This window comes from Imperialibacter sp. (genome assembly GCF_040222815.1).
GTDB lineage: Bacteria > Bacteroidota > Bacteroidia > Cytophagales > Cyclobacteriaceae > Imperialibacter.
In genome coordinates this window covers 558,519-572,276 of sequence record NZ_JAVKCH010000022.1, presented here as the reverse complement: position 1 = coordinate 572,276, position 13,758 = coordinate 558,519, and the positions used below count along the sequence as shown (strand labels likewise).

Here is a 13,758-nt window from a genome sequence, read left to right as displayed (position 1 = left end):
TTTGAAGCGCAACTACATGACCAACACGATCTCCATTGACTATTTCACACAGAACATTCCTGCTCCATATTCTTTTCATATTCATGCAGAGCTAGTGCCCTCCGACAGTGTAGCTATTTCTTTTAGCCTCACATATACAGACAGAGAAGCGCTTGAGGAAGATGAAATACTAAACGAAGGATTCACCGGAGATGATGACATCAACTGGTCGGGCTCACTTCCTGGTGTGTGGAACGAGTCGTTGGAAGACCTAATCAAAAAAACTACCTGGAGTGGCAAGGCTGACAAGTTGAGCCGGTGCAAAATAAAAGTGACCCTTGCGGGAGATGAGGCAAAATACCCCGCCAACACAGGCAGCTGGGAGTATTGGCTTCAGGAGTTGCAGCAAGCCTGTATTGAAACTGCTAAGGTTGAAAAGCCACTTGAGATGGACTTTGTGAAGGGCGAAAGAAAGCTTTCATTGAAGGGGTCGTTTGAAAAAAGAGAGGCCTTCATTGAAGAGCGGCTTGGTGGATTGGTTGTCAATAAAAAAATCCCCTGGGAAAAGCTTGGAAAGGTGTTAAAGCAAATTTACATCGCCGAATACTATCCAGAGGACGTGCAACCAAACTATAATACCAAGGGAGATACCTTCCTGAATATTGGGGGTGGTCAATGGTTTAACCTGTCAAAGACCAACCTCCATATCAGCAAAAAGAAAGAGTGGCTCAGCAAATTGGAAGCCTCATTTGAAGACCTTATTACCGGTCCTTCAGCTTAACAACTTCCTGTTGTAACTCCAATACTATTTGGGTAAGCTTTTCCAGGCTCAGCTCTGATGACTTTCCATCATCAGGAAACTTGAAGCTAATAAAAGCCTTCGCCTCCCAAATCTCCAGCACATCACTTCCCTGAATTTCATAAGGTGTGTAAACGGCATTGTCGGACACCAGGTATAGCTTGCCGTTGTCCTTCAGGTAATTAAATACCCTTTTGTATACAACGCCCTCTTTGCTAGTTACAAGCACATAGGTTTTCCCATTCTTTATGTGATCGGAACTCTCCAGGTATTGGCCTATGATAATCGTGCCGCTTTCAAGGGGCAACATGGAATCACCGCTAATCTCAAATGCCCTGTAAGTAGCATTTTTTGGAAGCACCGGCAATTGAAAACGTGGCAGTTCTTCGATATACTCCGGATCAGCAAATCCATTCAGATAGCCGGCAGAAGCTTTTTGTGGCACGAGTTCTATGTTCTCATTGTCATCTTTGTCCACAGTAATGGACAACACCTTGAACTGTGGTGAACTTCCACCAGTTCCAATTGGCGATGCCGTCTCTCCCTTACTCAGGTTTTTGCTGATAAAATCGTCCGCTGTGATTTGAAAAAGCTCAGCCATCTTAAGCAACGTTTCAAGTGGTGGCGATGCCCTCCCCTCCTCGTACGCTCCTACCACAGACCGCTTGATACCTACTTTCTCAGCAAACTGTTCTTGTGTCAGCCCTTTCTGCTTTCTCAAAAACCGTATGTTCTCGTTTATATTAACCATGTCAATAGCGTTATCAGGCGTCAAAAATAATAAAGTTAAGATCGTCAGCATCCTTTTTGCCGATGCTGTACAAATTAATGTGGTGAAATGAATCACTGGTATTCATCCGATCAAGCCGCATACGGATTCTCTCCATCACTTTCTTCAGTGTTTCCTCAGCATTCACCAGCACATAGCCATACAGTTGTTTGCGATCAGCAATACTTGCATAAAATTTAACCTGGCATCTTCCCGAATGAAGCTTCTTCGAAGTGATCTTTATCTTATATTGGTCATCAAAATGGCTCGAATCATAAGAAGAGACACTGCTCATACTAACATTATTGTCGATTAAAGCTCTTAACTCCATAATATTTAGCTTTTATGACAATAAATTTAGTAAAAAGTATTTTTACGTGAAAGGGATATTAAAAAAATTTAAATAATGATAATTTCAGGGAATTCTATGAACCACTTAAACTACACTACACATGTCTGAAACAGATAACAAGAACAGGCTATTTTATGGCAGTTGCTTTGCGCTGATCACTACTGCCTTCACCTTTTCGATTCGGGCTGGAATTTTGCCCCAGCTGGGCCAGGAATTCAACCTGACTGCCGAACAACTTGGCTTCATCAATTCAATGTGGTTTTTGGGCTTTCCCATCTCCATGATCATTGGTGGGCTGGTTTACTACTCAGTAGGCCCTAAAGTTATCATGCAGGTGGCCCTCTTGTCACATGCCATAGGTATTCTGCTCACCATCTATGCAGGTGGTTACTGGACCCTGATCATCTCGACACTTTTCATTGGCTTTGGTAACGGCTGTACTGAAGCAGCGTGTAACCCGATGATTGCTGACTCTTATTCGGGTACAACCATGAATAAAATGCTAAACAGGTTCCATATGTGGTTCCCTGGTGGCATTGTGATTGGTAGCCTTATTTCAAAGTTCATGACCGACGCAGGCATGACCTGGCAGTCTCAAATTTGGGTGCTTATCATCCCTACCCTTGTGTATGCCTATTTGTTCTGGGGACAAACATTCCCTAAGCCTAAGATAGAAGGTCAGTCTTCATTGGCTGAAAACTTCAAGGCGATGATCTCACCAGTTTACATTTTCCTCTTTGTATTCATGGCCTTTACAGCCATTTCAGAATTTGGCCCTCAGCAGTGGGTAAACATTGTACTCAATAGCAGTGGTGTTAGCGGAATGGTACTATTGGCGTTAACCACAGGTGTAATGGCAGTAGGCCGATTCTTCGCCGGTCCGGTTGTTAAAGCTCTCGGCCAAACTGGTGTTTTACTCGGAGGAGCTATTTTTACTTTCATTGGAATCTATCTATTCAGCACAGTTACCGGCCCTATGGCCTACGCTGCAGCCGTTATATTTGCCATTGGCGTTTGCTACTTCTGGCCAGTTATGGTTGGAGCCGTTGCGCAAAGAGCTCCCCTTAGTGGTGCTCTCGGTATGTCTATCGTCGGTGGTGTGGGTATGTTTTCTACTTCTATCTGGCAGCCAATTATTGGCGGATGGATTGACGATGCCAGAGCTGAAGCGCTGTCGCAGGGACTTACCGGAGATGCACTGGAATTAGCTGCAGGACAAGAGACGTTGACTACCATGTTATTCTTCCCAGGCATCCTGATAGTGGCATTCACCATCTTCTTCTTCTGGCAGAAAGGCAAGAAGCCTGCCGTTGAGGCCGCACACTAACAAAGTCAAAACCGAATTTATAAAAGCCACTTCCAACGAGGTGGCTTTTTTTGTTATCCATTGAATCGTAATTTCATGTGTATATAGTTTATTTCTCAGCGGCCACCGGTTCGCCGGTGCGATGGAATAGCTTTTACCAATGAGAATGAATATTTAGCTTTTCGATCCACTTATTCATTTCCGTTGGGTATGGTATTCCCTATGACTATTTCATCTATCCAAAGAAAATTTAGTGCCATGGAGCCTATCAATATCATGCACGAATATGTGCTGCCAAAGCAATTCAGGTTCTTTGGCATTCTTGCTTTAATCTTTGCCATTATATTTTTCACACAACACATCAACCTGTTTGGCTTTCTGGTTTCTTCTGCTTCTGTTTTTTTAGGAGCACTTATGCTTACTGCCAGATATGGGCTGTCTCTTGACACCTCTCAAAAGCAATACAAAGAATTCGTATCGCTGCTTTGGTTTCAAAGCGGTACCTGGAAGAACTATACTGGCATCGAGAAGATTTTCATCAACAAAATATTGGAGTCAGAAAGGATGGTGAGCCGGAGCGGAGCAAAATTTGATTTCCAGTCGCAGAGCTGCCAGGCGTACATCAAGTTTGACGATGGTCAAAAAATAGAGCTGGACAGCGACAAATCGAAAGAAAGACTGCTCTCCCGACTAAACGAGTATAACGAGCAACTTCAGACTATCATTCAAGACAATACCATATGAAGGCCAGGTCGGCTTCCTTTCACACGATAAGGTTGGTGCCCGGGCAAAAGCTTAGAGAATCGCTTGCGGCCTGGGCTCAAACACATGCGATTGATGCTGCCGCAATCACTACCTGTGTTGGAAGCCTTAAAAAAGCAGCGATACGGTATGCCAATAGCAATGCAGCCACAATTACCGAAGGCAAATACGAAATAGTATCGCTGACGGGCACGCTCTCCCGGCATGGCATTCATTTGCACATCTCCTTGTCGGATGGCGATGGGAAAACCACCGGCGGCCACCTGATGGACGGCTGCGAAATTTACACGACCGCTGAAATTGTTTTGGCAGAGCTCGAAGGAGTCGTTTTCAGGCGACTCCCCGATGCCGGTACCGGCTACCTTGAACTCAATGTAGAAAAGAAAAGCTGACCTAAAAAAGGCTGGCATTCTCAATCATGTCCCTCGTTACCCGGTAAAACTCTTTATGGATGTTGAAGATCGGTTCATTTTCTCCGGGCTGCACCGCTTCATAGCTGCCATCTTCCTGCATCACATATTTGTTGTAGTTATCCTTCTGGTTGAATTTCAAAATATTGATTGCCTGCTTCTTAAGGAACGGGTCATTAATCAGAAAAAGTGATTCCAGGCGGCGATCAAAACTCCTTACCATGATGTCGGCGCTTCCGGCGTACACTTTTGGCTCCCCATTGTTGTGGAAGTAGAAGATACGTGAATGCTCCAGGTACTCACCCACAATCGAGCCTACTGTGATATTCTCACTCAGTCCGGCTCTGCCAGGGCGAAGACAACAAATACCTCTCACTGTAAGCTTAATCTGAACACCAGCCTGCGAAGCCTGGTAAAGCGCATTGATGACATCGATGTCTTGCAACGAATTGATTTTGATAACTATGCCACTGGGTAACCCTGAGGTGGCATTCTTCGCTTCATTGAGAATGAGTTCGATCAATGAGTTTCTCATTTCCCTGGGTGCTGTGATCAGGTTCTCGTATTTCTCAGGATAAGAATGTCCGGTGATTGCGTTAAAGAACTCCGACACATCGCTGGCGTACACCTCGTTGGTGCTTAGGATACCTACATCAGTATATAGTCTTGCAGTTGCCTCATTGTAGTTGCCGCTGGCGAGGTGAACATAGCGGGTAACCTTCTCGCCCTCCTTGCGCACGATCAGCATCAGCTTTGTATGGGTCTTGAGTAACCCAACGCCGTAGATGACAAAGCACCCAGCCTTTTGCAGCCGCTTGGCCTCCCGCATGTTGTTCTCTTCGTCAAATCGGGCCTTCACCTCAAAAAGCACCGAAACGTGCTTCCCGTTTTCAGCAGCATTTAACAGAGCTTCTATAATCCGGCTATTTTTGGCCAACCGGTAAATGGTAAGCTTGATTGACAAAACATGGGGATCCTCTGCTGCCTTTTCAAGCAGGTTCATCAGCGGCTCAAACGAATTGTAAGGGTGATGAAGCATGATATCCCTGCGCTTCAGTATCTTAAAGATGTTTTCGTCAGCATCCTGACTAATACTGACCGGCTGAACCGGAGCAGGAATAGGCGTGCAAAGATGGGAGAACTCTGAATGCTTAACAATCTGCCAGAGGCCTGTGTAATCCATCAAACCAGGTTTGTGCACGGTGATGACGTTTTCTTCGTCCAGTTCCCATCTCAGCTTGAGCTGCTTTATGAGCCACTTATCGTACTTGTCTTCCACCTCAATCCGGACCACTCGTCCGGTCTTTCTTGTCCTCAGTTTACTCTTGAGCTCATCTATAAAGTTGGCTTCCAGGTCTTCCGACTCCTCCAAAGTAAAATCACCATTTCTTGTTACCCGGAACAAAGTCTCAGAAATAATTTCGACGTTCTTGAAAAATGAGTCGATATATGTTCTAACAATGTCTTCTATCGGCACGAAATAAAAAGTGTCGTTTCGCTCGATCTCATAAAACCTGGGTAGGTTGGTGGGGATCTGAATAAAAGACATCTTCCTTTTCTCCTCATGCTCTTCCCTGCTCCTGGTTACCACGCCGAAAATAAGCACGTTGTTGACCAGGATAGGAAACGTGTGAAAGGAGTCAAATACCATTGGAGTGAGCATGGGGTGTACCACTTTTTGAAAGTAGTTTCTCACTCTTTCCTGCTCCTTTTTCTGTAGGCTTTCTACCTGGGTAATCTTTATCCCATTCTTTGGGAGCTCTGGTAAAAGGTGCTCAACAAAATAGTCGGTCTGCTCTTTGGTAAATATCTTGAACTCACTCAGAAGCCTGCGTTTGAACGGAATTGCCTTTAGCCCGGAGAGGTCAACCCTTTCCTTGCCATAGTCAAGGTAGTTATAGAGCGACCCCATTCTGATCATAAAAAATTCATCAGCATTGGAAGCCGTAATGGCAAGGAACTTCAGCCTATCTAGCAAGGGTCTTCCCTCCTTTTTGGCCTGATCAAGCACCCGATGATTAAACTTCAGCCAGCTCAAATCCCGGCTAATGTATTGACTATTGTCTATTTGCGTTGAATAGCGGTCTTTAAGGATCAGGTCGCTCATGTAAGTATATATTTGTAAACAAAAAAGGGTTCGACAATGTCGAACCCTAAATTAGCTTTTCCGATTCGATTATTTAAACATCTACCTTAGCATACTTGGCATTCTTTTCAATGAATTCACGCCTTGGAGCCACTTCATCGCCCATAAGCATGCTGAAAAGGTGATCGGCCTCCGCAGCCGACTCTATGGTCACCTGTTTCAAGCTCCTGAACTCAGGATTCATCGTAGTAGACCATAGCTGCTCAGGGTTCATTTCACCGAGACCTTTGTAACGCTGCAAGCCAATAGAATCTTCTTTGCCATCACCTGCCATTTCCTTGGCTGTTCTTATCCTGTCGTCTTCCGACCAGGCATAACGCTCTTCCTTGCCCTTTTTCAAAAGGTACAAAGGCGGTAGTGCGATGTAGAGGTAGCCCTTTTCAATCAAGGCTCTCATGTAACGGAAGAAGAATGTCAGGATCAGCGTGCGTATATGACTTCCGTCAATGTCCGCATCCGTCATAATGATCACCTTGTGATAGCGAAGCTTCTCCATGTTGAGGCCTTTCTCATCGTCCTCAGTGCCAAAGCTCACGCCAAGCGCTGTGATCATATTTTTGATCTCCTCGTTGTCGTATATCCTATGCTCTTGTGCTTTTTCAACGTTTAGAATCTTACCTCTTAAAGGCAAAATGGCTTGGAATTTCCTGTCTCTGCCTTGCTTGGCCGAACCACCGGCAGAGTCACCTTCCACTAGATACAGCTCACATGCTGCGGGATCTTTGTCCGAGCAGTCGGCCAGCTTGCCAGGAAGGCCTGTTCCTGACAATACATTCTTGCGCTGCACCATTTCACGGGCCTTGCGAGCTGCGTGACGTGCCTGAGCAGCAAGAATCACCTTAGAAACGATCATTTTCGCTTCCTTCGGATGCTCTTCGAGGTAATATTGAAGCATCTCCGAAACAGTGGTATCAACAGCGCCCATTACGTCGGAGTTGCCAAGTTTAGTCTTGGTTTGTCCTTCAAACTGAGGCTCAGCTACTTTCACTGAAATGACGGCCGTAAGTCCTTCTCTGAAGTCATCACCAGCAATTTCCATCTTCACCTTGTCAAGAAGCCCTGACTTGTCGGCATAAGCCTTCAATGTACGTGTCAGTGCCCTTCTGAAGCCGGCCACATGGGTACCTCCTTCAATGGTATTGATGTTGTTCACGTACGACACCACATTCTCAGAATAAGAGGTATTATAGTTCATTGCCACCTGAACAGGGATATCTCCCTTTTCACCATCGATATAGATAGGTGCTGGAATGAGCTTCTCCCGGGTGGAATCAAGGTATTCAACAAATTCGGCAAGCCCTCCTTCCGAATGAAAATCGTCAGTGGTGGGAAGACCATTGTCGTCGAGGTTCCGCTTGTCTGTCAACGTGATGTGTATACCGGCGTTGAGGTAAGACAGCTCCCTTAACCGGCTGGCAACTGTCTCATAGTTGTACTCCAGCGAAGTGAAGATACTTCCGTCGGGTTTGAAATGAATCGTAGTACCACGCTGATCGGTTTCGCCAATTTCGCTTACCTTGGTTTGAGGTATACCCTTAGCGAACTCCTGCTGATAAATCTTACCATTTCTATGAACAGTGGCAATCAATTGCGTCGATAACGCATTCACACAAGAAACACCCACTCCGTGGAGACCTCCCGATACTTTGTAAGTGTCTTTGTCAAACTTACCGCCGGCATGAAGTACAGTCATTACTACCTCCAGGGCAGACTTCTGTTCTTTCTCCATGATATCGGTGGGAATACCCCTACCGTTGTCTTCGACAAGAATGGAATTATCAGTTTCAATTGTCACCTTGATAAGGTCACAATAGCCTGCCAGCGCTTCGTCAATGGAGTTGTCTACTACTTCCCAAACCATGTGGTGAAGGCCTCTGATGCCCACGTCACCTATATACATGGCCGGCCTCTTTCTTACGGCCTCTAGTCCTTCAAGGACCTGGATATTTTGTGCTGAATAATTGTTGCTTTTGCTACTTCCTTTTTCGTCACTCATCTTTCAGTTTTAAGCTCGTCAAAAATAGTATAATTATCACTCTTATACATGTTTAACAGTAGGAAATAATTAACTAAGTTCTTAGTTTTAAGGTATGAAAAGCAAATATGCAGCGTTATCGTTTTTAATCATTATTTTCCCTGTTTTTTTGTTGGCTCAACAGTCATCTGAAGTAAAAAGGGGCAACGAAATGAGGAGCAAGTTCTCCATTGAAATGGGGGAATTTAATTGGCGAAACGCTGTTGCTAACAGTCGAAAAGACACAATTAAATTTCTCAATCTTTCGCACTGTAGAACAGATAGTTTAGGCATCATCCTGAATAGCTATCCTCATATTACCAGTTTAAGTCTAAACAGCACGCTTTTTAATCCCGATGAGCTGGCTGGTATTCAGCTCGATTCTCTGAAAAGACTTGATTTGTCAGGCAATAGTCTGCGGGAAATACCGGCTTTTGTTTTCCGGTTAAAGCAACTAGAGTCTCTTGACCTGAGAAGCAACTATATCTTCAAGCTCCCTGGTAAATTGCGAAAGCTCAAACAACTGGAGGTAGTGGACCTCTCGTCCAATCGGTTGGACAGCCTGGGATTGACCACAGGATGGAACTGGCAGATCAGTAAGGTTTATTTGAATCGAAACAACCTTACTGAAGTGCCGAAGCAGATAAACAGGCTTCGGAGAATTGAAGAACTGGTAATGATGAACAATGAATTAACGAGCCTCCCATCGAGAACCGGCCGCATCAGAACACTTAGGGCCCTGAAGCTGGAGAACAACTGCATTCAGACAGACGGACAGAACCTGCGCCCCCTCCGACGTCTGCAGCTATTAAATTTGGACAACAACGACATCAACTACCTCACACCAAATCTGCTGGCACTGAAAGAACTTAATAACCTGCAGTTCAATAATAATGCGATTCTTGATATTCCAGACTGGATCGATGGCTTTGAACAACTGGAGGCTTTTTCAATGTACAAAAACAGGATCAGCCAACTACCTGCAAGTTTCTACAACCTGAAAAAGCTCAAGGTGATCGACATTTATCACAATGAGCTTGAGGTGATTGATCCCGCTATCAACAATTTTAGTGAGTTGGAAATACTGTATACTTCTTACAACAAGCTCTATTCTGTTCCTGCCGAAATTGCAGACCTGGCTCATCTAAAAGCCCTGTACCTTCACCACAACCGGCTTAGCTACCTGCCGGAAGAATTTGGGAAACTGAATAATCTGGAAATATTCCACGTCAACAACAATTATCTCAGTGCGTTTCCTTTGTTTGTTCTGACTTTGAAAAAATTAAGAGAGCTAAAAGTATCTAACAACGACATCAGGGATTTTCCCAGGGAGGTGACAAAACTCGATAAGCTCAAGGTTTTCTTTTTTAACAATGAGCTCATAAGGGATTTCACAGGTAAAGAAGCGGACACGGTGGAATTCCTAAAAAACTACATGACGGCCAATGACATCCTTATTGATTATAAAGCAATGGCCAACTAGATGGTGCGCTTCAACGCTCGAACAACAGCCAGCTAAGGGGTTAGCTGCATAATACGCACCGATCAGTCAATTACTACGTCGAATTGCTCGTCGTAGTCGCCAATATCAAACTTCACTGAGTATTGACCCGGAGCGAGAGACGAGACATCAAAGAGAACTCCGTTTGATTCTTGCGTCATACTAAATTCAACGGGAGCGCCATTGTGATCAAGCACAGTTGTTGCGTATCCCAGATCGTACAAAGGATCTTCCAGCCTGATTTCGAATGCTTTTTGTTCTTTGGCTTTGTGAACGGCAGGTTTGTGGTCAGCAAAATCAACTGTTACTTTTCGCACGTCAAACATTTCCCTTACTCCCTCACTGCTTGTCTGCGACAGTCGATAATAAGTATCAACCGGCAATGGGTTTTTATCCTCAAACTTGTATTGCGTTTCACTGGATTTTGTACAAGCTGCCTTTACGATGCCTAAAACAGTCCAGTTACGAGCATCAGCCGACTTTTCTATGGTAAAGTACTTGTTGTTGTTTTCGCTGGTTGTTACCCACGAAAGCTCCACCTGCTCATTCGTTGCATTGGCTGTCCAGCCACGTAAGCTCAATTTAGAGACCTCTGGAAATAAGGCATGGGCACCTTTGCTAATGTTATCACCCACAATGGCCTCTGTCTCATCGTCTGCAATTGGCCAATGCTCCGGGCTAACTTCGAACATAATATCCAGCAATTCACCCTCAAAATCCAACCGCCAATTGTCTTGAGACCCGCCATGATTGATGGCCTCCAGATTGAGAACCTCAGTCTCGTTATTAACTATTTTCGTTCCATCAGTAGTGGCTTTTCCTTCGGCACTTAGAAGTGCTACAGATAAAAAGGCGAGAACAATTAGCGTTGACTTCATGGCACTGTTATTTAGGTGAAATGAATGTAGGTATCAATAAGATGTGAAATGGAAAGTGTCGACTAACTCCCGGAAAAATTCGTCGAACATTATCATTTCTCAGACCAAATTTTAGCGGCTGCCCGTCGTGCCCGGTACGATCCAACCAGCGGCCGGTAACGGGAATCGAGAGCCAACTTGCATACAGTCCAGAATTTCGATCGTTGGTAAGACACCTTACTTTTAAACTTTCCATCGTAGCAACCACCGAACAAGTAGAGCTTTTATAATCAGGCATAACTAGCTGATATTCAAATATAACTAAGCTATCAATCGATAATTACTTTGATGTTTTGGATATAGCTGCCGACGGCCACTTTTACAAAGTAGTATCCAGTTGACAACGAGGTTGCGTCCACAACAACTTCTCCCCACTCCTGGCTTACGTTGGCCTCAACCGCCCTTCCATTCACATCAAACATCTGTATGGCATAGTCGGCCTCCAGCAATACGTCGGGTAGCTTGATTTTGAACAATCCGTTGCTTGGATTGGGGTATAGCAGCAAGTTCGTAGCAAAAAGGTCGAGCTTCACCGACACTATTTCAAACACTTCTGTGGTTCCATCATAGTCAGTTTGCGACAGCCTGTAATAGTTGGTTGAAGGCATTGGCTCTTCATCCATCAGGTCGTAATACATTTTGCGGTCAGTGGTGCCTGCGCCTTCAACTATTTCAAAGACTTCCCAATTTTTGGCATCAGAAGATCTTTCAATAGTGAAGTAATGATTGTTCTTTTCAGCGGCGGTAGTCCAGGTTAGTAAAACCTGATTGTCAACTTCCTTTCCATTCCAGTTAAGCAGCTCAACCGGCAACACACCTGAAGAAGACTCCATAACACCATCAGCATCGGCCGATGCACTCGAAGGAGTTGTGCCTCCGGCAACGGCAGTTCCAGCGCCTCCGTTGGTTCCATTGGCACCACCAATACCCTGCGAATTGCTTGTAGAAAAATTGGTTGCCGGCACTGTTCCGGAGAAAATAATCACTCCCTTACCACCACCGCCACCACCGCCGTGCGTATTACCGTCGTTGACAGAACTTCCGTTTCCTCCTTTGGCCTCTGTAGCAACAGCACAGCTCAGGCTCCAGTTGTTTACCTGGAAGACGATCGATCCTCCGGCACCAGCACCAGCGCCTCCGTCGTTTCCGGTAAGACCTTTACTTGCACCGTTTGCCGTGATTGACAAGCCGCCACAGCCTCCATTGGTTTGAATGGTTGAAGCCCTGATGATGATGATTCCTCCGCCTGCTCCACCTGTGAGAGACACACCGTTGTTTTGCTGACCACCGCCACCGCCACCGCCCATAAACACTCTTGAGGCAGAGATATAAGAGCTAAGATCCAACCCACCAAGACCACCGGATGTAGGGGTGCACCCACCTGTAGAACCGTCCCAACCCGGGCCGCCGGCACCACCTGTGGTGTAGTTGCCTCCACCGCCGCCGCCGGCATTGTGGAAGTTGCCGCCTCCGCCGCCGTTGGCAACCTTTCCTCTTGCAGCACGATAGTTAGTAGATGTTACTTTATAAATACTCTCGCCCTTTCTGGCGTAGCTATTCGAGTTAGTAATATAAGTAGCCGCATCGCAGCCACTTCCATCGCCTGTTGGGTTTGGAAGCCCACCGGTGAAACCCTGAGCGTTCACAGAAATGTTATTTGCAAGGGTCAGGGTATTATTAACGTCAATGGCAAAAACACCGCCTACGTTTCCATCCCATGGAAGGGCGGTAAGATTGGCAGTTGTGGTGTAGTTGACATACTCAGGGAATGAGATAATCTGCAGGGAAGAATTAGCACCTGTGTTGTAAGTATTGGCTAGTGACGATGTCAGAGTGATTGAAGAAGGTGTTCCGGGAGTGCCCGTAACCAGTACATCATCGAACCCACCGAAGTCGTTGGTGGCGTTGTTCATAATGTATACGAATAGTTGCAGCGTTGAGCCTGAGACACCAGAGGCAGTAGCACTTACAGCACCAAAATTGCCAGACCTGTTCCCGTTTGTCAGGATTTGCTCAGCCGAGCCATCTACAGAATAATATGCTCTTACATAATCACTTCCATTATCGTATCCGGCCTGAGCGAGAAGCATTGAAATGCTTACACTTGTGTACCTGGAAATATCCAACACTTCTGAACTCCACTTAACAGGGTTAGAGACGTTGTTTCCAACTATAAGTCTTGAGTAGCCTGCTCCAGAGCCGTCGTAAACATTGGCTGACCTTCCTCCGCCGGCAGGAACACCACAAGGTGTCGCTCCGCTACAACCCAATGACCAGGCCGTAATGCCGTTATCGGTCGTCGTGCCATAAGCCTGATCCTCGAAAGTCTCCGACCAAATGGTTTGCAAAGCACCAGCAGTTTCTGTCACGCTTTGTATGGTAGCTTCTTCGTAAAGCCCGGCACTACCTATTGTTGATATGTTTCCGAAGTTTGCATTGTTACCAGTGTTAGAGCCTATAACATTGTCCTGCATTTGCATAATGAGAACTTTTTCACCCGCTTCGAACGTGGCGTAAGTCTCATTTACATTGGATAGTGAAAGATTGGCACCAGAAACGTTGCTGACTTTAGCATAGGCATTGATTACTGACTGGCCCTGCGCTGCGGTAAATATTCCCGATAAAATGGTAAAATAAACTAATACATTCTTCATAGCTGTACTCTTAGAAATTCTTAAATCTTCCTAAAAGTACGGCACCAAATCACGCAGGTGTTGAAGACTCGACTAAGCAGGAGACGGTTTCGCCCAACTATGCGTATCCTTGGACGAACCGAAATCCCGGAAATCCGAAATCAGCCTTT

The 13,758-nt window shown here is 45.4% G+C and carries 11 protein-coding genes; 5 read left to right on the top strand and 6 right to left on the bottom strand.

Annotated elements, in window-relative coordinates; translation table 11 throughout:
- Position 1: 1 nt before the first annotated feature.
- A complete protein-coding gene (locus tag RIF36_RS12220) occupies positions 2-760 on the top strand; it encodes a hypothetical protein (protein ID WP_350123660.1) in 759 nt (252 codons plus the stop codon).
- On the opposite strand, the gene RIF36_RS12215 is transcribed toward RIF36_RS12220, so the two are convergent.
- Both RIF36_RS12215 and RIF36_RS12210 read right to left on the bottom strand, forming a co-directional pair.
- Positions 741-1,529 (bottom strand): XRE family transcriptional regulator, encoded by a 789-nt coding sequence (locus RIF36_RS12215; RefSeq protein ID WP_152000901.1) that lies wholly within the window; start codon positions 1,527-1,529, stop codon positions 741-743. The genes RIF36_RS12220 and RIF36_RS12215 overlap by 20 nt on opposite strands.
- Positions 1,530-1,542: 13 nt before the next feature.
- Complete coding sequence (locus RIF36_RS12210; protein ID WP_350123657.1) at positions 1,543-1,878, bottom strand: hypothetical protein; 336 nt, start codon at positions 1,876-1,878, stop codon at positions 1,543-1,545.
- Between the two features lie 121 nt (positions 1,879-1,999).
- Here RIF36_RS12210 and RIF36_RS12205 point away from each other — a divergent pair, with 121 nt between their 5' ends.
- The 3 genes from RIF36_RS12205 to RIF36_RS12195 all read left to right on the top strand — a co-directional run bounded on the left by RIF36_RS12205 (position 2,000) and on the right by RIF36_RS12195 (position 4,359).
- The gene (locus RIF36_RS12205; RefSeq protein ID WP_152000903.1) at positions 2,000-3,226 is read left to right on the top strand and encodes an MFS transporter; all 1,227 of its coding nucleotides are present in this window, start codon (positions 2,000-2,002) and stop codon (positions 3,224-3,226) included.
- A 237-nt stretch (positions 3,227-3,463) separates the two neighbouring features.
- The gene (locus RIF36_RS12200; protein WP_350149354.1) at positions 3,464-3,949 is read left to right on the top strand and encodes a hypothetical protein; all 486 of its coding nucleotides are present in this window, start codon (positions 3,464-3,466) and stop codon (positions 3,947-3,949) included.
- Positions 3,946-4,359, top strand: a complete 414-nt coding sequence (locus tag RIF36_RS12195; RefSeq protein WP_350127334.1) for a PPC domain-containing DNA-binding protein — start codon at positions 3,946-3,948, stop codon at positions 4,357-4,359. Before RIF36_RS12200 ends, RIF36_RS12195 begins: the two co-directional genes overlap by 4 nt.
- A 1-nt stretch (position 4,360) precedes the next feature.
- On the opposite strand, the gene ppk1 is transcribed toward RIF36_RS12195, so the two are convergent.
- Together ppk1 and gyrB are read right to left on the bottom strand one after the other, a co-directional pair.
- Positions 4,361-6,484, bottom strand: coding sequence for a polyphosphate kinase 1 (gene ppk1 / locus RIF36_RS12190; RefSeq protein WP_350127336.1), 2,124 nt, complete (start codon positions 6,482-6,484; stop codon positions 4,361-4,363).
- A gap of 73 nt (positions 6,485-6,557) precedes the next feature.
- Entirely contained in the window at positions 6,558-8,519 is a 1,962-nt protein-coding gene (gene gyrB / locus RIF36_RS12185; protein WP_350074695.1) for a DNA topoisomerase (ATP-hydrolyzing) subunit B, read from the bottom strand.
- A 94-nt stretch (positions 8,520-8,613) separates the two neighbouring features.
- Between gyrB and RIF36_RS12180 the strand changes: the two genes are divergently transcribed.
- Positions 8,614-10,020 carry a leucine-rich repeat domain-containing protein gene (locus RIF36_RS12180; protein WP_350127339.1) on the top strand — a complete coding sequence of 469 codons (1,407 nt, stop codon included), beginning with the start codon at positions 8,614-8,616 and terminating at the stop codon, positions 10,018-10,020.
- Between the two features lie 62 nt (positions 10,021-10,082).
- On the opposite strand, the gene RIF36_RS12175 is transcribed toward RIF36_RS12180, so the two are convergent.
- Together RIF36_RS12175 and RIF36_RS12170 are read right to left on the bottom strand one after the other, a co-directional pair.
- Positions 10,083-10,916: a hypothetical protein gene (locus RIF36_RS12175; protein ID WP_350127342.1), complete on the bottom strand. Its 834-nt coding sequence runs from the start codon at positions 10,914-10,916 to the stop codon at positions 10,083-10,085.
- A 308-nt stretch (positions 10,917-11,224) separates the two neighbouring features.
- Positions 11,225-13,609, bottom strand: a complete 2,385-nt coding sequence (locus tag RIF36_RS12170; protein ID WP_350127345.1) for a T9SS type A sorting domain-containing protein — start codon at positions 13,607-13,609, stop codon at positions 11,225-11,227.
- Between the last annotated feature and the right edge of the window lie 149 nt (positions 13,610-13,758).